General features: G+C 39.4%; 24 protein-coding genes and 1 riboswitch. Of the genes, 2 read left to right on the forward strand and 22 right to left on the reverse strand.

Translation table 11 applies throughout. From position 1 onward, the window contains the following. Nucleotides 1–124: 124 nt before the first annotated feature. Nucleotides 125–997, forward strand: coding sequence for an Hsp33 family molecular chaperone HslO (gene hslO / locus HT679_RS03065; RefSeq protein WP_173212907.1), 873 nt, complete (start codon nt 125–127; stop codon nt 995–997). After that, complete coding sequence (gene dusB, locus HT679_RS03070) at nt 984–1,964, forward strand: tRNA dihydrouridine synthase DusB (protein ID WP_000183308.1); 981 nt, start codon at nt 984–986, stop codon at nt 1,962–1,964. The genes hslO and dusB overlap by 14 nt, the downstream gene beginning before the upstream one ends. A gap of 76 nt (nt 1,965–2,040) precedes the next feature. Here the strand turns inward: dusB and HT679_RS03075 are convergent, their stop codons facing one another. The 22 genes from HT679_RS03075 to HT679_RS03180 all read right to left on the reverse strand — a co-directional run bounded on the left by HT679_RS03075 (nt 2,041) and on the right by HT679_RS03180 (nt 25,895). Beyond that, nucleotides 2,041–4,476, reverse strand: coding sequence for an RICH domain-containing protein (locus HT679_RS03075; RefSeq protein ID WP_173213002.1), 2,436 nt, complete (start codon nt 4,474–4,476; stop codon nt 2,041–2,043). 76 nt (nt 4,477–4,552) lie between these two features. Further along, entirely contained in the window at nt 4,553–5,080 is a 528-nt protein-coding gene (locus HT679_RS03080) for an isoprenylcysteine carboxyl methyltransferase family protein (protein WP_173212909.1), read from the reverse strand. 167 nt (nt 5,081–5,247) lie between these two features. Beyond that, nucleotides 5,248–6,591, reverse strand: a complete 1,344-nt coding sequence (locus tag HT679_RS03085; protein ID WP_173212911.1) for a HAMP domain-containing sensor histidine kinase — start codon at nt 6,589–6,591, stop codon at nt 5,248–5,250. Then, a complete protein-coding gene (rr06, locus tag HT679_RS03090) occupies nt 6,588–7,241 on the reverse strand; it encodes a two-component system response regulator RR06 (protein WP_173212913.1) in 654 nt (217 codons plus the stop codon). The genes HT679_RS03085 and rr06 overlap by 4 nt, the downstream gene beginning before the upstream one ends. A 529-nt stretch (nt 7,242–7,770) precedes the next feature. Next, on the reverse strand, nt 7,771–10,203 hold the full coding sequence (locus HT679_RS03095; protein ID WP_173212915.1) for an ATP-dependent Clp protease ATP-binding subunit: 2,433 nt from the start codon (nt 10,201–10,203) through the stop codon (nt 7,771–7,773). Between the two features lies 1 nt (nt 10,204). Beyond that, entirely contained in the window at nt 10,205–10,663 is a 459-nt protein-coding gene (locus HT679_RS03100) for a CtsR family transcriptional regulator (RefSeq protein ID WP_173212918.1), read from the reverse strand. 118 nt (nt 10,664–10,781) lie between these two features. After that, a complete protein-coding gene (locus tag HT679_RS03105) occupies nt 10,782–11,510 on the reverse strand; it encodes an ABC transporter ATP-binding protein (protein WP_173212920.1) in 729 nt (242 codons plus the stop codon). After that, the gene (locus HT679_RS03110; protein ID WP_173212922.1) at nt 11,510–12,517 is read right to left on the reverse strand and encodes an ABC transporter substrate-binding protein; all 1,008 of its coding nucleotides are present in this window, start codon (nt 12,515–12,517) and stop codon (nt 11,510–11,512) included. Before HT679_RS03110 ends, HT679_RS03105 begins: the two co-directional genes overlap by 1 nt. A 38-nt stretch (nt 12,518–12,555) precedes the next feature. Further along, nucleotides 12,556–13,314: an ABC transporter permease gene (locus tag HT679_RS03115; RefSeq protein WP_162489320.1), complete on the reverse strand. Its 759-nt coding sequence runs from the start codon at nt 13,312–13,314 to the stop codon at nt 12,556–12,558. After that, the gene (locus tag HT679_RS03120; protein WP_173212925.1) at nt 13,277–13,567 is read right to left on the reverse strand and encodes a thiamine-binding protein; all 291 of its coding nucleotides are present in this window, start codon (nt 13,565–13,567) and stop codon (nt 13,277–13,279) included. Before HT679_RS03120 ends, HT679_RS03115 begins: the two co-directional genes overlap by 38 nt. 68 nt (nt 13,568–13,635) lie before the next feature. Beyond that, nucleotides 13,636–13,738, reverse strand: a riboswitch (TPP riboswitch). Between the two features lie 82 nt (nt 13,739–13,820). Continuing rightward, nucleotides 13,821–14,939: a choline binding-anchored murein hydrolase CbpD gene (gene cbpD / locus HT679_RS03125; protein ID WP_173212927.1), complete on the reverse strand. Its 1,119-nt coding sequence runs from the start codon at nt 14,937–14,939 to the stop codon at nt 13,821–13,823. Between the two features lie 193 nt (nt 14,940–15,132). Then, on the reverse strand, nt 15,133–15,399 hold the full coding sequence (locus tag HT679_RS03130; RefSeq protein ID WP_000128619.1) for a Veg family protein: 267 nt from the start codon (nt 15,397–15,399) through the stop codon (nt 15,133–15,135). A gap of 1 nt (nt 15,400) precedes the next feature. Beyond that, nucleotides 15,401–16,753: a replicative DNA helicase gene (dnaB, locus tag HT679_RS03135; RefSeq protein ID WP_112444677.1), complete on the reverse strand. Its 1,353-nt coding sequence runs from the start codon at nt 16,751–16,753 to the stop codon at nt 15,401–15,403. A gap of 43 nt (nt 16,754–16,796) precedes the next feature. Continuing rightward, nucleotides 16,797–17,249: a 50S ribosomal protein L9 gene (rplI, locus tag HT679_RS03140; protein WP_000864213.1), complete on the reverse strand. Its 453-nt coding sequence runs from the start codon at nt 17,247–17,249 to the stop codon at nt 16,797–16,799. Further along, the gene (locus tag HT679_RS03145; RefSeq protein ID WP_173212929.1) at nt 17,246–19,219 is read right to left on the reverse strand and encodes a DHH family phosphoesterase; all 1,974 of its coding nucleotides are present in this window, start codon (nt 19,217–19,219) and stop codon (nt 17,246–17,248) included. Before HT679_RS03145 ends, rplI begins: the two co-directional genes overlap by 4 nt. Nucleotides 19,220–19,422: 203 nt before the next feature. Continuing rightward, the gene (locus tag HT679_RS03150; RefSeq protein WP_050242825.1) at nt 19,423–20,361 is read right to left on the reverse strand and encodes a DUF561 domain-containing protein; all 939 of its coding nucleotides are present in this window, start codon (nt 20,359–20,361) and stop codon (nt 19,423–19,425) included. A 105-nt stretch (nt 20,362–20,466) separates the two neighbouring features. After that, the gene (locus tag HT679_RS03155; RefSeq protein ID WP_050242826.1) at nt 20,467–21,384 is read right to left on the reverse strand and encodes an MBL fold metallo-hydrolase; all 918 of its coding nucleotides are present in this window, start codon (nt 21,382–21,384) and stop codon (nt 20,467–20,469) included. 3 nt (nt 21,385–21,387) lie between these two features. After that, nucleotides 21,388–22,500, reverse strand: a complete 1,113-nt coding sequence (locus HT679_RS03160; protein WP_173212931.1) for an acyl-CoA dehydrogenase family protein — start codon at nt 22,498–22,500, stop codon at nt 21,388–21,390. 15 nt (nt 22,501–22,515) lie between these two features. Further along, nucleotides 22,516–23,424, reverse strand: a complete 909-nt coding sequence (locus tag HT679_RS03165; protein WP_173212933.1) for a LysR substrate-binding domain-containing protein — start codon at nt 23,422–23,424, stop codon at nt 22,516–22,518. Between the two features lie 297 nt (nt 23,425–23,721). Then, entirely contained in the window at nt 23,722–24,375 is a 654-nt protein-coding gene (locus HT679_RS03170) for a 3-oxoacid CoA-transferase subunit B (RefSeq protein ID WP_050242829.1), read from the reverse strand. 1 nt (nt 24,376) lies between these two features. After that, a complete protein-coding gene (locus HT679_RS03175; protein ID WP_050242830.1) occupies nt 24,377–25,099 on the reverse strand; it encodes a 3-oxoacid CoA-transferase subunit A in 723 nt (240 codons plus the stop codon). A gap of 16 nt (nt 25,100–25,115) precedes the next feature. Continuing rightward, the gene (locus HT679_RS03180; protein WP_050242831.1) at nt 25,116–25,895 is read right to left on the reverse strand and encodes an enoyl-CoA hydratase-related protein; all 780 of its coding nucleotides are present in this window, start codon (nt 25,893–25,895) and stop codon (nt 25,116–25,118) included. Nucleotides 25,896–25,914: the final 19 nt, after the last annotated feature.

Consider the following 25,914-nt stretch of genomic DNA (forward strand, 5'->3'; position numbering starts at 1 on the left):
TCTTACAAATGCTGAAATAATCTGTTTCTCTTTTTATTTACCTGCTGATTTTCTGGTCCATTATCCTGAAAATCAGCAAACACACGGCTCCCCCTTTGGGCATTTTTATGCTAAAATAGTAGCTATGGATAAAATTATTAAAACTATATCAGAAAGCGGAGCCTTTCGTGCTTTTGTCCTTGACAGCACCGAAACCGTCCGCACTGCTCAAGAAAAACATCAAACCCAAGCCAGCTCAACTGTAGCGCTTGGTCGAACTCTTATCGCTAGCCAGATTCTCGCAGCCAATGAAAAAGGAAATACCAAACTAACAGTGAAGGTGCTGGGATCTAGCTCTCTAGGAGCCATTATCACGGTCGCTGATACCAAGGGGAATGTCAAAGGTTATGTTCAAAATCCTGGTGTTGACATCAAAAAGACTGCAACTGGTGAAGTCCTAGTCGGACCTTTTGTTGGCAATGGTCAATTTCTCGTTATCACAGACTACGGCATTGGAAATCCTTATACTTCCTTGACCCCACTCATCTCTGGAGAGATTGGGGAAGACCTTGCTTTCTACCTAACAGAAAGCCAACAAACCCCTTCTGCAGTCGGTCTCAATGTCCTTTTGGACGAGGAAGACAAGGTCAAGGTTGCAGGTGGTTTCCTAGTTCAAGTCTTGCCAGGAGCCAAGGAAGAAGAGATTGCTCGCTTTGAAAAACGCATCCAAGAAATGCCAGCTATCTCAACGCTTCTGGAAAGTGAAGACCATATCGAAGCCCTCCTCAAGGCAATCTACGGTGACGAAGCCTACAAGCGTCTTTCTGAAGAAGAAATTCGTTTCCAATGCGACTGTAGCCATGAACGCTTTATGAACGCTCTTGCCAGCCTTCCAAGCTCAGACTTACAGGAAATGAAAGAGGAAGACCACGGGGCAGAAATCACTTGTCAATTCTGCCAAACTACTTACAACTTTGATGAAGAGGATCTGGAGGAACTCATTCGTGACAAATCTTAATACACCTTTTATGATTGGCAATGTTGAGATTCCCAATCGTACTGTTTTAGCACCTATGGCTGGCGTGACCAACTCAGCCTTTCGTACTATCGCAAAAGAGCTGGGAGCTGGGCTCGTTGTCATGGAAATGGTCTCTGATAAGGGAATCCAATACAACAACGAAAAAACCCTGCACATGCTTCATATCGATGAAGGCGAAAACCCTGTTTCTATCCAACTTTTTGGTAGTGATGAAGACAGCCTAGCACGCGCAGCAGAATTCATCCAAGAAAACACCAAAACCGATATCGTGGATATCAACATGGGCTGCCCAGTTAACAAAATCGTGAAGAACGAAGCTGGCGCTATGTGGCTCAAGGATCCAGACAAGATCTACTCTATTATCAACAAGGTCCAATCTGTCCTTGATATTCCACTTACTGTCAAAATGCGTACCGGCTGGGCTGACCCATCTCTTGCAGTAGAAAATGCCCTCGCTGCTGAAGCTGCAGGTGTTTCTGCCCTCGCCATGCATGGTCGTACCCGTGAACAAATGTATACAGGTCACGCAGACCTTGAGACCCTTCACAAGGTTGCCCAAGCTCTGACCAAGATTCCATTTATCGCCAACGGTGACATCCGTACAGTCCAAGAAGCCAAACAACGCATTGAAGAAGTCGGTGCTGATGCAGTCATGATTGGCCGCGCTGCCATGGGAAATCCTTACCTCTTTAACCAAATCAACCATTACTTTGAAACAGGAGAAATCCTCCCTGATTTGACCTTTGAAGATAAGATGAAAATCGCCTACGAGCACTTGAAACGCTTGATTAACCTCAAGGGGGAAAACGTAGCAGTTCGTGAATTCCGTGGACTCGCTCCTCACTACCTCCGTGGAACATCTGGCGCTGCCAAACTCCGTGGAGCCATTTCACAAGCTAGCACCCTAGCAGAGATTGAAGCCCTCTTGCAATTGGATAAGGCTTAATAGACCAAAACCCGTAACTATCTTAAAGTTTACGGGTTTTCTTTGATTTATATAGGCAAGTAATATCTATATGAAATTAGTCATTCTCCGTCTTTTTTCCTTTTAATAGATAAACACCTACTAGAGATATAAGACCTAAGAATTCCATAAGCAACGTTGACATTGTTCCAGTTGATGGGAGCGCTTGCTTATCTTTTTTATCTGAATTTGAACGATTTTCACTCATTTGATTTGCTTTATCAGCAAGAAGAACCATTTCCTTATCATCAGATTGAGTTTTTCCTTCCCTATTTGCCTCTGGCTCGGTAGCCATTTGTTTTTTAGGAAGTGTTTTAATCGCAAATAAGCTGAAATGACTCGTTTTGAAAACGACTTGCCCATTTTCAACTGTTGATGGGAGCAACTCCAACTCTCCATTTTCTTTCACATGGTAAACTTGAATCTCAGAATCAATATTACCAATTGCAAGACGAACTACTCTCTCTCCCTTCACATGGGTTTCTTTTCCATCTTTTGAAAGGGAAATATCAAATATGCGCACTGTTCCTTGCCCTGTTTGACGGGTAACATTATCAATCATTTCTTTTGTTGTTACCTCTTTAAGATTGACAGAGTCTGCTTCTGTAGCAGTTTCAAACATAACAGTAATCTTGGTATTTCCATTTTGAGTTGTAAATACCTTTTGAACAGTAGATGTCGGTTGAGATGAGAGGGTAGGAGAAAGACTGTTAGATCTGGTAGGAGATGAAGAATTTGTCTCGTTTCCTGATGGTTTACTTGGAGTAGGTTCCCCTGGTTTTTCTGGAGATTTTGGTTTAGTGGAAGCACTAGAACTTCCTGAAGAGCTAGTGGAACCGGAGTGACTTCCTGTGGTTGAACCTGATGGGTTCTGCTCTTTTTCAGCAGGTTTGCTTGGAGTAGGTTGCTCTGATTTTTCTGGAGTTTCTGGTTTAGTGGAAGCACTAGAACTTCCTGAAGAGCTAGTGGAATCGGATTGTCTTCCTGTGGCTGAACCTGATGGATTCTGCTCCTTTTCCGCAGGTTTGCTTGGAGCAGGTCGCTCTGGTTTTTCTGGAGATTTTGGTTTAGTGGGAGCACTAGAACTTCCTGAAGAGCTAGCGGAACCGGAGTGACTTCCTGTGGTTGAACCTGATGGGTTCTGCTCTTTTTCAGCAGGTTTGCTTGGAGTAGGTTGCTCTGATTTTTCTGGAGTTTCTGGTTTAGTGGAGGATCCTGAATTTGACGAAGAAGATAAGCCCTTTTTAAAGTTAGACAAAGCTTCATCTAGTTTTGATTGACTTTCTGTAACCAGATTCTGTAGTTGGGCTTTTTGGGTTGATTCATCTAATTTATGCAAATACGTTTTTTCAATATCTTTTAGATTTTTAATTAGCTCTACAGTATTGATATGTTGCTCTTTTTCTAAATTTTTCTTGATGTCATCCAATAATTTTGCTAGATGTTTAGTGACCGCTTCCTTTGCCTTATTTCGCTCTAAGCTGATTTCTCTATTTTGATGAGTAGCTATCAGTTCATCAATTGCCTGTTTAGATTTTTCTATCAGAGCTTTCAATTCTTCTTTACTCGAAGCACTCTCAAATTGCGTACTATATTCGGATAAAGTCTTTTGAGACGCCAACAAAAGTTCTCCAAACCAAAAAGCAGCTGGATTTAATTTTGTTAAACGATTTTTTCTATAATTATCCAAAGTTGTTTTAGCAGTTTCTTTAGCTTCTTTAAGATTTGTCTCCGTAGTTTTTTCAGTAGAAACTATATTTCCTCCTTGATTTTCTACTTTTGGTGGAGTTGGTTTATTATGTTCTTTTCCAGAAGGTGAATCAGAATCTAATCCTTGATTCGCAGGCTTAGTCGTATCACCTCTACCATTAGAAGAATTAGAATTTCCTGATGGTTCACTTTGTTGATTTGATAAACTATTCTTAAAGTCCTCTACCAACTTATCTATCTTATTTTTACCCTCTTGTTCTAACCTTTTTATATCTTGGCTATCAATACCTTTATCAAATCTTCGTTTATATTCTTCTACAATATCCTTAGCTTCTTGAATAAGCTTTTCAAACTGAGAATCTTTTTCATCAACCAATTTTTCAAGTCCCGTTAAAATCTGATCTAAATACCTAGGAAACTCAGTTTTAGCTTTTTCAACTACTTCATCATGTTCTTTATTACGTATTTCCAAACTTTCTTGATGAAAGTTATTCTCTATCTCAGCTAGTACTGAATAGTCCATCTCCTGTTCAATCCGCTTTCTATACTCAGCTTTTTTATCTTCAGGTAAAGCTGTCTCTTCCAACTCTTTTAACAAAAGTTGCTTGTATTCCTTCAACCTATCTTCCCCACTAGATGTAACCATGGGGTTATTTCCACCTCCAACCCCTTCTGCATGGACTACTCCTCCTAAGAACAGACTAGCAACCACTACACTAGCTACTCCAATACTAAATTTACGAATTGAATAACGTACTTTTCTTTCACTTTTTGATGCAAACATAATTATTTCCTCCAATATTTTTCTTAACACTACTATATCATTTCAATATGAACTGTATATGAATTGAATCTTGTATTTATCTCTTTATGCTTCCATTTGGGATTATAACTTCATGTAATAACTTTTCCTCTTCAGCTATTCGTCGATACAAAATAACTGCATAAACTGGAAAAACTAAAACAAAAGTCATATAGGCATGACTCAGCAAGGTCAAGCCAATCAACTCAGGAAGGATATTTAAAAAGTAATTGGGATGTTTTACTGTCCTAAATAAGATATGATCCACAAACTTATGATTCGGTGCTAACATCAACTTGACTGTCCAAATATCCCCAAGCAGATGAATAACAAGTAGCAACATCAACATAGAAAATATCAGGAGCACCAAACCCACAATACTCATCATATTGAAAGACGGTCGATAGACTAGGGCTTCCATAAAACAAGCCAGATAAAAAACAATATGAACCAAGGTAAGACGTTTGGTATTTTTAATGCCAAATTCTCGCCCACCATCCCTACGAAGCCGTTTTTCATTTTCAATTGATTTCTTTAGGAACAACAAGCGAATTAAAAATACACAGATAATGATTATTGCTATCATCACGATCCCCTTTCTTTACCACTACTGTAACATCTCTATGTTAACCCAATATGAATTGAAAAAGAAAAAGAACGAAAACTGATTCCGTTCTTTGATTTACTCTATCACTACCATTCAAACTATGCTTCCTTAAATTATCCTCAAGTAAGAAAAGAGTCTTACTAAAGCTAACTATCTGGTAACAAGCAGATTTTAAATTCCATCCCTTGTTCATAAGGCAAGAAACTATAGGACATACGATGACTCTCTAAGATATTCTTAACAATATAAAGACCCAATCCTGATCCTGTTTCTCTATCTGTTACAATTTGTGAATGGTAAAAAATATCAAATAAATGTTCTAACTCTTCCTGATTCAACGGAGCACATGTATTCCTAATAGAAAGATAACCATCTTGCTCAGAAATAGTCACAATGCCAGATTGATCTGAGTACTTGATAGCATTACTGATAAGATTTGTCAAGACTTTATCCAAAGCCTTCAAGCTCATCCTTACTTTTGTATCAGTAGTCAACTGATTATCAATCACAAGATTTTTAGAAAATGCCAATTCCTGATATCGAGACAAAACATCTGTCAAAACGGTATTTACCATTAAAATCTCACTGCACTCTGTCCATTCTTGAAATTTAGAAGATTCCAACACTTCCTCTAGCAAGAAACTCATCTGATCGATTTTATCAATACTCTTTTCAAGATACTTAGGATGATCTTTATAATCCCCCACATTGTATTGCATATTTTCTAAGATAATCCTGAGAGTAGCTAGAGGTGTCTTTAATTCATGTGATGCTCCACGGACAAAGGAAACCTTTTGATTTTGCAATTTTACAATTTGCTCATTACGATTTTCCAACTCATGAATAACCTTCAACAAGTGCTCATACACACCATTAATCTGTTTTCCAACTTCACCAACTTCATCTTTTCTGCTTTCATCAAAACGAATATTATCATCCAAATCTTGCATCTTACTAGTCACTTCTGAAATGTAAAAAAGAGGATTGAGCAAGCGTTTCGTATAAAAATAAGAAAACACAAAGGAAAAAGCAATTGTAACCAAAAATGTATAGGGGAGATACAAAAGCAAAATATTCTTTGCTTCTTTGTAGATATCCACTCCCTGCACAAACTGCACCGTTACCTGTTTACCATCTGCTGTACTAACAGGCATATCTAACATCACGATATAATTTGATAGCTCTCCATCTTTAATATCTAAGTCATGCACAAGAGGGAGCCGCTTATCCAAGATATCTCTTTTAAGGTGAGCAGATATAGTCAAGGACTTTGAATAAGACTGGAGTAAGCTTGGAATTTCATCAGCTGTCTTAGTCTTTAAATACTCCGTAAACACTCTTGCACTCTCATTAAACTTTTCCCCCTCCAATTGAATATAATAAAAAGGAAAGGTCAAATAAATAGCTATATGAATGACTAGACCAACACCACCTAGAATTGCAAAACTTCTTAAAAAAGACTTGGTTAATAATTTAGGATTTTTTATCATAAGCTAATCTTATACCCAACATTTTTCACAGTCACAATGCAATCTAAAGCCAATTTTTTGCGAAGAGTACGAATATAGACATCAACGACCCTATCACAAGGTAAATCAGCTACATCTTTTGAAATTTCTTCCAATATCTGCTCTCTACTTAAAACTTGATTTTTATGCTGAATCAAACACTTTAGTACCAATAATTCCTTTGGCTTGAGATCAATTTCTTCATTTTTATAATGTGCTTTGTAAGAGGTAAAATCCACTGTTGCATCCTGATATTGCCAAAGATCCTCTATGACGTAGTAACGTCTGATAAGAGCTTTAATACGCTTGGCAAGCAGTACCAAAGAAAAAGGCTTTGTCACATGATCATCAGCATAGAGATCAAATACCTGTGACTGAGTAGTTTCATCTCCCAGAGCACTCAAGACGATGACAGGAATATCGTGCTCTTGATTGATTTCTTTTAACACTTCAAAACCACTCTTCCTAGGCATCATTAAATCCAGTACCATGAGATGGATAGGGAGATCTTGAAATTTTTCCAAGGCCTCTTGTCCATCCTTAGCCATAATGACATGATAACCCTCTTCTGTCAAAAATGCTGCAATTCCTTCTCTAATCATTTCCTCGTCATCTACAACTAAAATGTTCATCTCTCTCCCTTTCTACTACCAGAACTCTACACATCTATTTCCTGTATGCTATTTGAAAATTTCCTACCAGCCTATCATCTATGATAATGGAATGGATTTCATTTATCCGCTACTTTTTTTGTCAACAACAACGTCAATACAAGAAAATCATTCATCTTGCAGCTTAGTTTGATTTTTCAAATACCAGCTAGAACGGATTTAATAGGCAAAAAAGAAACAGGTCTCTTTTGAAAAGATAAAAATTTCAGATAATACTGCTCTTTTTCTACTACACACGCTCTAAGACAAATGCGATGGAGGGTAATAAACATATGAATTTTGGGTTGAATAGTGAAAACCACGGATCCTTTAGAAGCTATAGGTTTTAGTTTCATACTCTTCGAAAATCTCTTCAAACCACGTCATCTCTATCTGCAACCTCAAAACAGTGTTTTGAGCAACCTGCGGCTAGCTTCCTAGTTTGCTCTTTGATTTTCATTGAGTATCACTCCACTGTGACTTATGGTCAGATGCTGATACTTTTATTCTTTTATACAATATCAAATTTTAACTGGCCTGCTTTGACACCAATCTTAAGTGTGCTGCCTGCCACCAAATCTCCCTTAAGAAGAAGTTCTGCCAACTTGTCTTCCACTTCTGTTTGTAGGGTTCTGCGAAGTGGACGAGCTCCCATCTCTGGGTCATATCCTTGATTGGCCAACAATTTCAGTGCGGAAGCTTGTAATTTCAAGTCAATGCCTTTTTCAGCCAAACTTGCCACTAAAGGTTTGACCATAATCTTCACCACTTCCTGCATATGTTCGCTAGACAGGCTATGGAAGACCACCTTTTCATCAATACGGTTGATAAACTCAGGTCTATAAGCCTTTTTCAGCTCTTCGAACATGCGTTTTTCCATATTTCCCTGATCAAAACGAATATCCTTAGACCCAAATCCGACAGTCTTGTCATCACGAAGGGCTGTCGCACCAAGATTTGACGTCATGATGATAATGGTATTTGAAAAATCAACCTTGCGTCCCTTGCTATCGGTCAAAACACCATCGTCCAAAACCTGCAAGAGAACATTAAAGATATCTGGGTGGGCCTTCTCTACCTCGTCAAAGAGGAGAACGGAATAGGGTTTGTTGCGAACCTTCTCGGTCAACTCTCCACCTTCTTCGTAGCCCACATAGCCCGGAGGAGCGCCATTGAGACGGCTGGCTGCGAATTTCTCCATATACTCACTCATATCAAAACGGATAAGAGCTGATTCGTCATCAAAGAGGACTTCTGCCAGAGCCTTGGCCAATTCGGTCTTACCGACACCTGTCGGTCCTAGGAACATAAAGGAACCAATCGGACGCTTGTGACTGCGAATCCCTGACTGGTTGCGGCGAATCGCACGGCTAATGCTTGAAACAGCTTGATCTTGACCGATAACACGTTTGTGCAGTTCAGCTTCCAGATTCAAGTATTTTTTAGCGTCCGTTTGGGTCAGTTTTTGGACTGGAATACCTGATAAACGACTCAAGGTGGTCAAAATATCAGACTCTGTCACCAAGTCTTTATAGACAGGTACTTCCTCTTCTTTTGCGATTAGCTGGGCTGCCTGTTTCCACTTGCCATCCATCAAGGCCTTGTCAGCTGGACTCAAGTCAGAATCGTCTGCTTTTACATGCTTTGATTTATTTTGCACTGTTGCTGCTGCCTCATCCAAGAGATCGATAGCAGAGTCTGGCAAGTGACGGCTAGTCAAGTAACGATGAGCCATCTTGACGGCTGTTTCAACCGCTTCATCTGTGATTTGCACACGGTGATGTTTCTCATAAGTCGCCTTCAAACCTTGCAAAATGGTCATGCTGTCTGCAACACTTGGCTCTTCAATCGTTACTTTAGCGAAACGACGAGAAAGAGCCGCATCTTTTTCAATGTGTTTTTGGTACTCTTCCTGAGTGGTGGCACCAACCGTTCTCAAAGTTCCACGAGCCAAGGCTGGCTTTAAGATATTGGCTGCGTCCAAAGTCGAATCAATTCCGCTACCAGAACCCATGATGGTATGGAGTTCATCGATAAAGAGGATGACTTGGCCATCTTCTTCAATATCCTTGATGATATTGTTCATGCGCTCTTCAAAGTCACCACGGAAGCGTGTCCCTGCAACGACATTCATCAAATCAAGCTCTAACACGCGCATCTTAGCCATTTCCGCAGGCACGTCACCACTAGCAATACGCTGGGCAAGACCAAGCGCCAGAGCTGTTTTCCCGACACCAGCATCCCCAACCAAGACAGGATTATTCTTAGTCTTACGGCTTAAGATTTGAATCATACGGGATATTTCTTTGTCTCGACCGATGACTGGTTCTAACTTGCCAGAACGCGCTTGCTCTGTCAAATCATGCGTATAATCCTCGAGACCACCACTCGGAGTCTGTGGCATGCCCATCATATTAGCCATAGAATTTTGCTTATCAGCTACTGTACGATGGCGTTGGCGTAAAGCCTTGAGGTCTTCACGAGTCCAACCTGCACGTTCTTCTAGATTTCGACGTAGGGCAGCAATCTTGACCTGATCTTTCTTGTCTTCATAAGAAAAACCAGCCCTCTCCAAGATACGAGTCGCCAAGGCATTTCCATCATGCAAAATCGCATAAAGGACGTGCTCCGTCCCTAGCACCTTAGCATGGACCACTGACGCTACATACTCTGCTTCATCAAAAAGAACCTGCAAACGATGGGAGAACGGCAACTCCGTAAAAGTTTCATCCTGGCTATAGTCCGTTTCAGTCAGTTCCAAAGCGACTTCTTCTAAACGGTCCATCTCATATGGATAATCATTTAAAGTCGCCCCTGCCACACTATAACTGTGATTGGACATGGCAATCAACAAGTGCCAAGACTCTAGGTAACGAGCTCCAAAATGACCAGCAACCATGTAGGCACTTTCGATACATTCATTCAATGCTTTTGAATAGTTCATCTTACTTCCCTTTTCTATCTACCTCTTGTATGACCTGTCGTAGCATATTAGCACGAAGGACTGGAGCTTCTTCTCCTAGAACGCGATCCAAAGCTACTGCTACCAGCAAATTCATCTCTTGCTTGTTCATCAATTCCTGCTCAACCAAAAGCTGGAGAATATCCTCATAAATTTCTTGACTAACTCGCTCACCAATCGAGTAAAGCAGCTCCCTGAGCATTTCATGATGACTAGAAAACTCAATCCGTCCTATACGAATATAGCCTCCGCCACCACGCTTACTTTCAACCAAGTAGCCTCTACTTTCCGTAAAGCGTGTCTTGATCACATAGTTAATTTGACTAGGAACAACCTGGAAGGTATCTGCCAACTGACTCCGTTGCAACTCCACAATACCAGATTGATCTAAAATCGCCTTGATGTAGGCCTCAATATGATCCGATGTATTTTTAAATCTCATTACAAACCCACCTCTCTCTTTAAACCTTGACTATCTTTGACTATTATACCGAAATTTTCTCATTTTTAAAAGAAAAAGGGCGTTGGTAAAGGATAATCTTCACCAACTCCCTATTTTTCTACTTATCTAAGCCTAATTCTGCCAAGATTTGACGTTTGTAGGCAATCTTTTGGACTTCCTTGTCCTCATCTTCAGACCAATCTAGTTTAATTTCTGAAACAATCTGCCCAGGGCGATTTTTCAAGATATAGATGCGGTCGCTGAGACTGAGAGCCTCCTCGATACTATGCGTGATGATCAGGGTCGTCAATTGTAACTGCTTATGAATCTCAAGGTACCAAGCGTGGAGTTCCATCTTGGTCATCTCATCCAAAGCGCTAAAGGCTTCATCTAAGAGAAAGAGCTTGTGCCCGAAAAGATAGGTACGAAGTAAGGCTACACGCTGGCGCATTCCACCACTGAGTTCATGAGGGTATTTATCTCTTACAGCCGTCAACTGGAAGGTCGCAAGAATTTCATCCGCGCGAGCAATAGCTTCCGCCTTATCCACCTTTTGAATCAAGAGGGGCAGAATGATATTACCAAGCACCGTCTTGTGCTCCAAGAGAAGATCTTTTTGCAACATATAACTCACGCGCCCCTTGGGATTTTCTTCACCATCAAGAACGATTCTCCCTGACTGAACTTCTAAAATCCCAGCGATTAGATTAAAGAGGGTGGTCTTTCCAACACCACTTGGGCCTAGGATGGAAACCACTTCACCTGAAGTGACTTTCAGATTGATGTCCTCTAAAATCCTCTCCTGACCATAGGCATAACTGACGTATTCTAGTCTAATTTCTGTCATTATTTCACAAATTCATTGGTAAAGCCTTTGTCTGTCAAGTCTTCTTTAAGGATACCATTTTCTTTATCCCATTTGTAGAAGGCATTCCAGCGAGCCGCATCAAATTGTCCCCATTTTTCCTTGTCGCTTGCGTATTCTTTTGACAAGTATTTTTGAGATTCGATGACAAAGTCACGTTTTTCCTTGAGTTCAGGTGCATTTTTGATGAGGATGTCAGCTGCTTCTTCTGGATGCTCCATGGCATATTGGTAGCCTTTTTTGATAGCTTGGATGACTTTACGTGCTTCTTCTTTGTTATCTTTGAGGTAGTCGTTGTTAGCAATGATGACTGGTGAGTAATAGTCAAATTCTTTAACGTAGTCTTTCAAGTACATAAAGTTAGCATCTACACCTTGAGATTTGGCAAGAATTCCATCCCATCCATAGTAGATCCAAGCAGCATCAAAGACGCCATTGGCAATCGGTGTGATCGAGTTTGAGTCGTTATTTGGTACTTTTTCGACTTTATCAAAGTCCCCACCTTGTGACTCTACCAATGTTTTCAACATAGCAAGTTCAGTTGGGTCATTCCAAGTTCCGTATTTCTTCCCAACCAAGTCTTTAGGACTATTGATATTGTCAGACTTACGAGAGATAATTCCAGATGTATTGTGTTCAACAATAGCTGCAACGGCAGTAATTCCTGCCCCTTTTTCCAATTTTTTAGCCATGTAGTCTTGGAAATACACTGCAAATGGTGCCTTTCCGTTGATAACCAAGTCAGAAGAACTTTCTTCTGGTGGCAATTTCAAATCAACATCCACTCCAGCTTCTTTGAAATAACCTTTTTCCTTGGCAACATAAAGTCCTGTGTGGTTGGTATTTGGTGTCCAGTCTAGGATAAAGTCAACCTTCTTAAGTTCTGCTTCTTTGTTGTCCTTAGAAGCAGTTCCTTGACCACAGGCCACAAGCACAACAGCTACAAGAGCTGTTACAAGCGTTAAAAACACTTTCCATGTTTTCTTCATTTTGATTTCCTCTTTTCTTTTTCAGAAACATTCTAATTCTACGAACGTTTCCATTTAATAACATATTTCTCGCTGATATCGACCAACTTCATACCCAGAAGGCTGATAATCGATACCAGAATAATAATAGCAAACATGGTATCATACTGAAACAGTTTCTTGGACTGAATCATGTAGACACCTAGTCCCTCAAAGCCTCCCAACCACTCAGATACCACTGTTGTGATAAAAGCGTAGGAGACACTGACCCTCAGACCTGCATAAAAGTAAGGCAGGCTGACTGGAATTTTAAAATGCCACAGGATTTGCCAAGGCTTGGCTCGCATCAGACTAAACAAGGTCAGCATATCCTTGTCACAATGCCTAAAACCGTCCAAAATGCTGACGATGATGGGGAAGGTTGTCGTCAAGATAATCAAGACAATCTTGGGCAAAATCCCATAACCGAGCCACAATACCAGGATAGGAGCTATGGCAATGGTCGGAATGGTCTGAACAACCACCATCATAGGGTAAATCAGGTCATTGAGCCAAGTCAAACTATCCATAAGTACAGCCATGAGACAGGCAATCAAGACTCCCAAAATTAGACCTAGTAAAGCCACTCTCAAGGTCGCCCAGCTATGGTGCCAGAGAAATTCTCTGTCACGAACAAAGGCCTGAAGAATTTCAAAAGGTGTCGGCAGGATAAACTTGGGGAGAAGTTTAAGAAAACCTGCTAACTGCCAGATTGACAAGACTCCCAGAAAGCCCAACAGACTAATGTGTCGTCTCAGTATACTTTTCAAGTTTCTCATCAATACTTAAAATCTCTCCTACATTTATTTTGACATTGGCAAAGACATTATCTGCCTCCTGCCCTGCCACCTCCAGCGCTTCTTTGAGAACGCGCATAAGCTCATCAAACTCCCCTTCCAAGACCGTTTCAAATGGTGTCACCACCATAGTCACTTCTTGAGCTTGCAGATAAGCAATGACCTGATCGATAACAGCTATCCGATCAATCCCCTGTGATAGGGGTAAAACTTGCAAGGCAATGCTTGCTTTCATAAGAACCTCCTCTTCTCATTTTCCTTTGACAAAAAGAAAAACCTTTACCATATATGGAAAAGGTGCAGAATAGATTAAGTAACGTTCCCTACGCTGGCATTACCCAGATCAGGTGCGGTCGAAGTTTAACACTTCCTCTCAGACTGTACACAGACTCCCATATATTATATGGACATATGATAGCGCAAAACAAAAAAAAAGTCAAGGAAACTGCTTACAGAAAAGAGCAGGAAATTTTTCCTGCCCCAATTTTCTATACTCGTACTCCATCACTGTTTACTCTGTAGCCATCCACTGTCGTATTGACAGCTAAGACGCCTGAAGAGTAAGAATAATACCACTTACCAGATACTTGGTACCAGCCCGTTTTCATTGCCCCTGAACTATCCAAATAGTACCACAGACCATTTTCATTTAACCATCCTGTCTGCATTTCACCAGATGATTTCAAATAATACCAGCTAGAACCATCTTTCAGCCATCCCGTTGATTTAGAACCATTTGATTTGAAATGATACCAACTACCATTTATTTTCTTCCAACCGACAGTTGAACTGTTATTGGATCCATAGTTAGAGCTATTTCCTGATTGATTCTGATAATTCTGTGAAGAGGTTACTACCTCTAGCTGGATATAACGACGACTTCCGTTATAAGCCGTATAACTCAACCACTTGTACCCATCTTTTTCGAGAATTTGATCATAATGAACATTCTCCCCAGGATAATAGTAATCAATTGCAGTTGCGCTAGCTAGAGGCTGATTTTTGATAGCAGCCTTAGTCTTAAAATAATGTGTTCCTCCTGTTGAAACTGAGGATTGACTATTCCCCACACTACCACCAGCCAAATCTTTAAAATGAATAAATCCTGTCATCGTATTTGCTTTTATACTTCGTTTATTATAGGCTTCTGTATAACCATAGTTATATTCCTCGATCTCAATCTGATCTCCCATTACATTTGACACCCAGGCAACATGCCCATAAGTTCCTGCAGTAGACCAAGCAATGGAGCCAATCGTCGGTGTATTATCTACACGATAGCCTTCACGACGAGCACGATGCCCCCATTCATTCGCATTTCCATAAGCCCTTGGAATCTCAAAACCATTGACATTACTCAAACGAAAGGCTGCAAAAGAAGTACACTGACGAGAATACATGCGCCACTGATCAATCTCCTGGCTCCCATTTTTATAATAAACAGGATAATCATCCCCTCGCGCAATCGATCCATTTCCTCCAGAATAGGCATAGACACTATCACTCGCTGCTAACATCAATCCTACTACTAAAAAAGGAACAAGCTTTTTAACTGACATCTTCAAGTAATAACTTGTCCCTCTTACTATAAACGGTAAAATTTTCATTCTTCCTCCTTGAAAATAATATAGTACTCAATGAAAATCAAAGAGCAAACTAGGAAGCTAGGCGCAGGCTGTACTTGAGTACGGCAAGGCGAAGCTGACGTGGTTTGAATTTGATTTTCGAAGAGTATAAATCGAAGATTGCCTTCACTTAAACTATTCGGAGAAAAAAGAAAAAGTGAGAAAATTTCTCACTTTAGTCAAGATAATGAATCAAATTCTTTTCTGTAAGAATATCTGAATAAGTAAAGGATTCAACATAAACATTAGCTTGTTTATCTCCTTCAACGTTCCCAAATTCCACAATAAATAGGGATGGATAAACTTCAATTAGCTTACCCAATCTATTTTTTTGGCGCTTACGTCCATTTTCCAAAGTCATTTCAATTACATGACCCTCATGTGCCTTGATTTCCTCTTTGATTTTTTTCATCTTAGCTACATCTGTAAATGCATCTGTCATTTTATGCCTCCCTTTTTGAGATACTTGAAAATTTATTGTATTCTTTTTGGAAAATCAATTCCACTGTTCCACGAGCTCCACTACGGTTTTTCTCGATAATAACTTCCACCTTATTATTTGGGATACCGTCCTCTTCTTCACCACCACGCTCATAGTAATCGTCACGATAGAGAAAGGCTACGATATCAGCATCCTGCTCAATAGACCCAGATTCACGAATATCAGACAAGACCGGTCTCTTATCCTGACGTTGTTCTACACCACGAGAAAGCTGACTTAGAGCGATTACTGGAACCTTCAGTTCTTTTGCTAGGATTTTCAACTGACGTGAAATTTCTGAAACTTCTTGTTGGCGGTTTTCTCGACCAGTTCCCGTGATAAGCTGCAAATAGTCTATCAAAATCAAACCAAGATTTCCAGTTTCTTGAGCCAATTTACGAGAACGAGAACGAATCTCTGTAATCCGAATTCCTGGCGTATCATCGATATAGATACTTGCATTAGCTAGATTCCCTTGAGCAATGGTATATTTTTGCCACTCCTCATCAGTCAATTGACCCGTACGGATAGAATGCGATTCTACCAAACCTTCTGCCGCCAACATACGATCCACTAGACTTTCCGCACCCATTTCGAGTGAAAAAATAGCAACAGTTTTGTCCAACTTAGTCCCAATATTCTGAGCAATATTCAAGGCAAAGGCTGTCTTACCAACCGCCGGACGGGCTGCTAGGATAATCAACTCCTCCTCATGCAGACCAGTCGTCATATGATCCAAGTCACGATAGCCTGTCGCAATACCTGTAATATCGGTCGTTTGTTGCGAGCGAGCTTCCAGATTTCCAAAGTTGATATTCAACACATCTCGAATGTTCTTAAATCCACTTCGATTAGCATTTTCGCTGACATCAATCAGGCCTTTTTCTGCCTGAGCAATGATTTCATCAGCTGGTTGCGAAGCCTCGTAAGCTTGATTGACAGACTCTGTCAACTTGGAGATTAATCGCCGTAACATAGCTTTTTCTGCAACGATTTTAGCATAATACTCCGCATTAGCAGAAGTTGGCACAGAATTGACAATCTCAACCAAGTAAGATAAGCCACCAATATTCTGTAAATCACCTTGATTATCAAGAATAGTACGAACCGTTGTTGCATCTATGGCATCGCCACGATCGGATAAATCGACCATAGCTTGGAAAATCAAACGATGGGCATACTTAAAAAAGTCCCGAGACTCAATATATTCTCGTACAAAAACAAGCTTACTCTCATCAATAAAGATAGCCCCTAAAACGGATTGTTCAGCTAAGATATCTTGAGGTTGTACTCGTAACTCTTCTACTTCTGCCATCAGACTTCCCTTCCTTTTACAATCTTGTCAAGAAGGTGTAAACTTATCCTTCTTTCACACGAAGATTGATTACACTTGTAATATCTTGATAGATTTTCACTGGTACATCAATCAAACCAACTGCTCGAATCGGAGCTTGTACTTGAATATGACGTTTATCAATCTTAATTCCAAATTGCTTTTGCAATTCTTCTGCAATTTTCTTATTGGTAATCGAACCAAAGGTACGACCATCTGGACCAACTTTTTCAACAAATTCTACAATAGTTTCCTCTGCTTCTAATTGGGCTTTAATTGCTTTTGCTTCTGCAATCATCTCAGCATGAGCTTTTTCTTCAGATTTTTGTTTACCACGAAGTTCACCTACAGCTTGAGCAGTTGCTTCTTTGGCTAGATTCTTTTTGATAAGAAAGTTTTGCGCATACCCTGTTGGTACTTCCTTAATTTCGCCTTTTTTACCTTTTCCTTTGACATCTGCTAAAAAGATTACTTTCATTCTTCTTTCTCCTTTTCCTTTATTTCATTTAATACAATCTCTGTCAGTTTTTCACCTACTTCTGACAAGGTTGAATCCTTAATTTGAGCTGCTGCCAAATTAAAGTGGCCTCCACCTCCCAGCTCTTCCATAATCCGTTGTACATTCAGCTTACTACGACTGCGAGCTGAGATAGAGATAAATCCTTGTGTATTCTTCGCAAGAACAAAACTCGCTTCAATACCTGACATAGCTAACATGGCATCTGCTGCCTTACTAATAACAACTGTATCATAGCATTTCGAGTCCGTAGCCTCTGCTATCAATACATCTGAACCTAATTTACGCCCCTGTAAAATCAGTTCATTGACCTCACGATATTCTTCAAAATCTGTCGCAGCGATTTCTTGGATAGCAATACTATCGCTTCCGCGCGTTCTGAGATAGCTAGCAACATCAAATGTCCGACTAGTCACTCGTGAGGTGAAATTTTTAGTATCCAGCATCATACCAGCCATTAAAACACTTGCCTGCATACGACTCAGACGATTTTTCTTAGAATTCTGGAACTGAATCAATTCTGTTACTAACTCACTGGCACTGCTTGCACCACTTTCGATATAAGTAATAACTGCATTGTCTGGAAAATCCTGATCCCTTCTGTGGTGGTCAATAACGATGGTCTGTGTAAACAAATCATAAAATTCTTTTGATAATGTTAAGGCTGTCTTTGAATGGTCTACAAGAATCAACAAAGAACGATTGGTCACCATCCCCATTGCATCCTTAACAGACAACAACTTCGTAACTCCTTCTTTTTCTAAGAATGAAACAGCTCGTTCAATATCTGGAGACATTTGTTCTTCATCATAAAGAGCATAGCTATTTTCAATCACATTGCTGGCGAATAACTGCATACCTACAGCAGAGCCCAAGGCATCCATATCTAAATTTCTATGTCCAACTACAAACACTTGATCCACACTACGAATCTTATCAGATATGGCTGTCATCATTGATCGAGTACGGGTACGAGTGCGCTTGATGGACGCAGCCGACCCACCGCCAAAGTAGACTGGATTTTTCGTTTCATCATTCTCCTTGACAACCACCTGGTCGCCACCACGTACTTCAGCCAAATTCAAGTTAAGCAAAGCAACTTTCCCTATTTCATCATGATTTCCATCGCCATAAGAAAATCCCATACTTAAGGTCAAGGGCAACTGCCTCTGTTTCGACTCTTCTCTGAAAGCATCAATAACAGAAAATTTATCATTCATCAAGCCCTCAAGCACCGTATAGTCCGTAAATAGATAAAATCGATCCATACTTACCCGACGAGAAAACATCATGTATTTTTCTGAAAACTCTGATATAAAATTAGCTACAAAACTATTGATTTGACTAATATCTGACTCAGAAGTTGCATCCTCCAAATCATCATAATTATCCACAGAGACAATCCCAATCACTGGTCGACTTGTTACCAATTCATCTGTTACGGCTTGCTCCCTGGATACATCTACAAAATACAAAACACCGGAAGAAGCATCCATATGAACAGCATAACGCTTCTCACCCAGCTTGGCATAAGTAGACGGATTTCCTACTGAAGCCTTGATAATCGTTTGAACAGCTTCCAAATCAAAATCGCCATCTTCCTTGGTCAAAATCAATTCAGCATAGGGATTAAACCACTCAACCTCTCCAGAAGATAAATTCAATTTCATAACACCTACAGGCATCTGTTCCAATAGAGATGTCAAACTTTCTTCCGCTTGGTGGTTTACATACTGTATCTGTTCTACATCACTCCTTGTATAATGCACTCTCAGTTTCTTAAATAAAAAAACATAGCCTCCTACAAAAAGAAACAAAATTAAAAGCGTCAACAGATTATTATTAACAAAAATAATGAAAGTGGATAAGACTCCAAACGCAATCAATCCTACTAGAATAGGAAAAATTGGACTTACATAAAATTTTTTCATTCCAAACCTCTTGGCACCCATTATACCATAATAACCCTCAAAAAGCGACTTTTAAAGAAGTTTATGGCTATTAGCATTAACAGTTTAGCTGTGAGTTTATACATTCAGTCTCTATTTCTTCTTGATTTGAACATAAAAAATAGAGGAAGAAGTAGTCATCCTCTATTTTCTTCATTAACGATAGTTTCTTTAACTAAAAGAGACTATTCTCCAACTTCTATCTGAAGACCTTTCAATCTTTCTTGAGCTTGGCTTACAATAGACTCTATAATAAACTTACAAGGTTTGATTTCTTTGACTAACCCCGCAATCTGACCACTCATCATTGAACCATTTTCTGTATCTCCTTCATAAACCGCTTTAGAAAGAGATCCGATAGTAATTTCCTCTAATTCCTCACGGTTAGTTCCTTTTTGCTCTAATTCAATATAATGATCAGTCATGGCATTTCGGATGCAACGAACTGGTGCCCCAGCAATCCGTCCAGTAACAGCAGTTGCCGTGTCATTTGCCTCCAAAACTGCTTCTTTGTACTCTGTAGCAATCGGACACTCATCTGAAGCTAGAAAAACAGTTCCCATCTGTACACCTGCTGCTCCTAAAGCAATGGCTGCAGCTAGCCCTCTACCATCCGCAATTCCTCCTGCTGCGATAACAGGAATCGTAACAGCATCTACAATTTGCGGGATAAGAGCCATAGTATTACTTTCTCCGATGTGACCACCTGCTTCTGAACCTTCTGCAATAACAGCATCAACTCCGAGTTCTTGCATTTTTTGAGCATGTTTCACACTAGCAATAACTGGAATAACCTTAATTCCAGCTTCCTTCAAATAAGGCATGACATGTTTTGGTGTTCCCGCCCCAGTTGTAACAACAGGTACTTTTTCTTCGATAATAACTGTAACAATATCTTTGATATTCTTCATCATCAACATAATATTGACACCAAAAGGCTTATCTGTCAACTTTCTTAACTCACGAATTTCTTCACGTAACTGTTCTCCAGTCATCCCACCGGAGGCAATAATTCCCAATCCCCCAGCTTCTGATACAGCTGCAGCTAATTGATAATGAGAAATTTGAGCCATAGCTCCTTGAAAAATTGGATATTTAATTTGTAAAAGTTTTGTAATAGACATGTGAATACTCCTTTATTTTCTGTTGCTTCTTGTTGGCGTATGGGTAGTCATCCCACCTGATCCAAGTCAACAAGAAAATGAAATCATTTGTCTCCTTATATACGACTATCCTAAAAAAATTGGTTTGCGATCTTGCCTATCTGTAAAAGGAATTATTGGAGGTCGAGAGCGTGGCACATAATCTACAAATTCTTTACCTTCTTTATCAAACTGGGCGACTGCTAAAAATTGATCATGATAAAAGAAAAATTTATAGTCATTTTCAAAAGCTTGACGGAGCCACTTCTCTTTTGCCAAGATTGATTTCATAGGGTAATCATCCACTGCAGGAACCCACAGAGAATTCCGATGAACATGTGTCAACATCAAATCTCCCATATGAATCATCGTATCCTTTCCTTGTTTCAATAGAATAATACTATGACCATTACTATGACCACTCGTACGAATCATTTGAATTTCTGGAATCACATTAATGTATTCTGAAAAAGTTGTTACTTGCTTTTCAATTGGTTCCCAGTTTTCTCTAAGATAAGTGCCTTTTGTCCGATTATTAGGATTTCGCATTTCATACCATTCGACATCGTTTACAATGATTTTTGCTTTGGGATACTTGGATACCAAGTCTCCAGAGACATCCCTATAGGTCAAACCACCTGAATGATCATGATGCATATGAGTCATGAGAACAACATCAATCTGACTAGTAGTCAATCCTAAGAGTTCCAAACTCTCCTCAACCCTGCTCTCTGATAAAATACCTAAATTTCGTCTTTGTTTTTCTGATAATTTAGCTGTATCAAAACTAGTATCAATAAGGTAATTTTTCTCCTTATATTGAATCAAAATTGGATCTGTTAGCTCAGCCATCATATTATCCTCATTGGTTGGATAATAGCGCGACCATACAACTTTAGGAACAGGGCCAAAAAGTGTTCCTGCATCAGTTAATTTATCTGCACCACGTAGCCAAGTCAACTTCATATCATGGAACTGGTATTCCTGTAGTGTGAGATTTGTCATTCTTTACTCCTTTAGCCACTGACAGGCAATTCGCTTGCGAATCGAATCTCCTGATTTACCATACATTTCAAGCGTTTTAGCATCTTTTAAATACCGGTCAATGGGAATATCTTCCACAGTATGCAGAGGGCTCATCAACCGAATAATATCCTCAGAAATCTCCAAGGCAACTTTTGTTGTATAAAGTTTAATCTGACATACAAACAAAAGTGCATCTCTCATGTTATCTTGATACGAATTAAAATACGCTTTTGCTGAACACAATTTTGTATACAAGTCTGCAAACTGATACTGATAAACAGTTGCATCTAGTAAACGCTTGCCAAACCCACGTTTAACTTTCACAAAAGACAATCCTTTTTCAAATGCACCTTCAGCAACTCCGAGGGAGACTGCACTAAGACCAAGCTGTAATTTTTGAAGAATATCATTCAATTGTTCAGCACCTGATAAGCTCAAACCCAATAATCTGTCTTGCGTCAGAAGCACATTGTCAAAGGCAACAGAACTGATGGGTAACCCCTTTAGACCTGGTTTGCTAATGTCATCACCAATAACAACACCTGGATCTCTTGTATCGACTATGAAAAAACCAAAAGAATCTTTTCCCCCATCTGCTTCTATCTTCGCAAGGATCAATAAAATATCAGCAAATCGACAATTAGACACAATTGATTTTTCACCTGATAAACGCCAACCAGTAGCTGTTTTCGCAGCAGTAGTTTCAATTACTGACAAACTTTCCATGGATTTTCCTTCAGAGAATCCCAAGCCTACTAATCTCTCACCTTTTACTAATGATTCAAGATAATGAGACTGCTGGTCTATGGTTCCAAAGCGCATAAAAGGGTAGATTCCATAGTAAGCTTGAGTCAATAAAATTGTAGAAAATGCTGGAAAATACTTTGCAATCAGACGAATAAGAGTTAGAAAAGGTACAGTCGCCCCATCAAGCTGACTATCTACACAAGAGGAAAAAATATTATATTTATCAATAAATTTAGAGAGTAACTCTCTCGGAAATTGATTTTCATCCTCCCTGTTCCTCAAATAGGGTAAAAGTAAATTCCGTAACTCTGCATCCAGTTCATGCTCCAAGGCATTATTATCAATCATCATCTTCACCTCAATTTAATTATCAGCAACAGGTTGGTAATAATCCCTCAATAGCTCTTCGTAAACATATGATTCAACCTCACTATAGGAAGGTTTATATGGTCTACAAAACCAAATATTAAATGGAATCGGATCTTTAAAAGTCACTGCTTTAAAGCGACTACTATCTACTAGATGGCTAATCGGTTTAGGTAAAATCGCGATTAAGTCCGTTTGGTAAGTTGACTCAACCAAAAAGTCCCATGTAGAGGAAAGATAAGCAAATTTAGGAGAAATTCCCTGTGAAGCGAATTTTTCAGTAACCAAATCATAAGTAGTAAAGGACTTATTAAAGGTTGCTATCTCATAGTCAGATATATCTGACCATTCCAGCAATCCTTTATCTGAAAGTGGATGATTTTTATCCATATAAGCAACATACTCATCCAGTTGGATAATATGCTGATCAAACTTCTTTGTATCCAACAAAGTAGGCTCAATCAAAAATGCTAGGCTCAAATCTCCTTCCGTCATTTTTTGACGAATTTCTTTTCCCCCTCCTTCTGTCACTTGTATATGGATATGAGGGTTATTTTTGAAAAATTGTGGAAGCAAACTAGCAAAATACACACGTAAAATCAAGGATGGAATTCCAAGGTTTATTGTCCCTTTTTGTTTTTGCGCTTCACTATGAATCATGGAAAGCATTTCTTCATGACGATTCACAATCTCAGTAGCAAACCGATAAATCTTTCTTCCAGCTCCAGTGAGACTTTCTAATCTCCCATTTTTTCTATGAAATAACTGAACCCCTTCAGTCGCTTCAAAATTTGTTACAAACTGACTTAAGGCAGACTGACTGATGTGGATTTTTTTCGCAGCAATGGAAAGATTACATCCACATTCTATAATATTGATAAAATAATTCATTTGAATAATATCCACTGGCCAATCACCTCTCTTTCCTTCGCTACTATAGATACTATCTTTTTCACCAAACTTATACGCAAACAGGAAACTCTAAACTAACACAAGCTCAGTTCTATCTCCGTTATTTATACAAGCTACCCAATAATTAAATCTTATAGCAAATCATATAATTTAGAAATCTTTCAACCTCTTTTCATTAGGTATAGTCTGTTAGATAACTATTGCACTCTCATTTATAAATCGCTTACAAAAGTTATCAATATATATCATACCACACTATGAAAAAAATATCTTCCTACCGATTGCTCATTATCAAATAGGCATGATTTTCAAATCATCTGAAACAATAACATCTCCGTCTGTCTTTTCAAGGACTTCCTCTAAAGTCACACCAGGAGCTAATTCCTTCAATAAGAATTTACCATCTTGGATTCCAAAAACAGCTAAATCAGTAATAATCAAATCCAATACTCCTTTAGCTGACAAAGGAAGGGTACACTCTTTCAACAATTTTGATTGACCATCCCCTGTCGTATGTTGAATCGCACCAATAACACGTTTTGCTCCAACAAGTAAGTCCATAGCACCACCCATACCTGGGGCAAACTTACCTGGAATAATCCAGTTTGCGATACTACCGTCTTGGCTCACTTCAAGTGCACCTAATACTGTAGCATCCACATGACCTCCACGAATAATCGCAAAAGATGTTTGCAAATCAAACAAGGCGGCTCCTGGCAACAAGGTGATTGGGGCACCTCCCGAATTTGCCAAGTTTGCATTGTATCCATCTTTGGTAGGGGTTTCCCCAAAACGAAGAGCTCCGTTTTCTGCTTGAAGAATGACATTAACTCCCTCAGGGATATAATCGGCAGATGCATTTGGAATACCAAATCCCAGATTCACAACATCCCCATCTTTAAACTCAAGCGCCACACGTCTTGCAATAATTTCTTTTGCCTTCATTTTAGTTTACCCCCGCAAGTTTCTTAGTCTCTGTCCACAAATCACCCATCATTTTATGATGCTCTTCTGGAGACAATCCCTGAACAACATAATCGACAAGGATACCTGGGATGTAAATATCATTAGGATCAATTTCTCCCACTTCTAACAACTCATTAGTTTCTACAATGACTGTATTAGCTGCCAAAGCTAGCTGAAGTGAAATATTTTTTGTCGTACCGTCCAAGTATAAGTTTCCATACTTGTCTGCCTTCGTAGCCTTAATCAAAGCTACATCAATCTTCAATGGATCATAAATTAAATATTCTTTTCCATTGCGAGTAACCTTCTCCTGATCTTTTTCCAAAATAGTACCTACACCTGTTGGTGTCAATACTGCTCCTAGACCAGCTCCAGCTGCATGTAATCGTTCAACAACAGTTCCCATTGGAGTAAATTCAACTTCCATATTTCCACTGAAATACTCGTGTTGAGCTGCTGCAGACGTTCCTACGTGAGCTGCAATGTATTTTTTAACTTGGTGATTTTCACAAAGACGCCCCACACCGACTTCCTTACCAGGTTGAGATGTTACGACTGATACCAATGTCAAATCTTGCTGGTTTTGAGAAACCAATTCTTCAATTAATTCAAGTGGTTCCCCTACTCCAAGAAAACCTGAAATTCCTACTTTATCTCCTGAGTGAATCAAGGAAATTGCATCCGATAATGTTACAACTTGCATCTTCTATCTCCTCTTTCTATTTACGCTGAAACTCAGCTTTGCGTTTCTCAACAAAAGCGCGCATTCCTTCTACCTTATCTTCTGTTGAGAAGAGGAGAGCTTCAGCTTCTGTTTCTAATCGAATCGCATTTTTCAGTGGGAGTTCTGATCCAACTTGAATAATATGCTTGGCTTTTTCAACTGCCAAAGGAGCGTTTTTCATAATAGAGACTGCCAATTCCTCAGCTGCTGTCAACAATTCCTCAGCTGCCACCAATTTATTCAAGATGCCTAATTCATAGGCTTCTTGACCTTTAACCATTCTAGCAGTAAAAATTAGTTCTTTTGTCTTGCTGGTACCAATTAAGCGAGACATTCTTTGTGTTCCAGCAAATCCTGGAATAATACCTAGGCCTACCTCTGGAAATCCTACAGTGGTCTTTTCGTAACCAATACGAATATCTGTTGATAGGGCTAATTCCAAACCACCTCCTAAAGCATAACCGTTTAGAACTGCAATAGTTGGTTGCGTTAGTTCAGATAGACGGGTAAACGTATCATTAGCATAGGTCATATAATCATGTGCTTGGATAGGAGACATTTGATCCATCTCTTTGATATCCGCTCCTGCAACAAATGCTTTTTCACCTTGTCCAGTCACAATCACAACACGAATATCATCACTTGCTTCAATTTCGTCTAAAACATGATTTAAGTCAGTCAAAACTTCTGAACTTAAAGCATTCAAAGCTGCTGGACGATTTATTGTAAGGTAACCAATCCCATTCTTCTGCTCTAATAAAACTGTTTTACTCATTATTCTGCTCCTACTTAAT

It is taken from the genome of Streptococcus sp. 4886, from assembly GCF_013276485.1.
In the GTDB taxonomy this organism is placed as follows: Bacteria; Bacillota; Bacilli; order Lactobacillales; family Streptococcaceae; genus Streptococcus.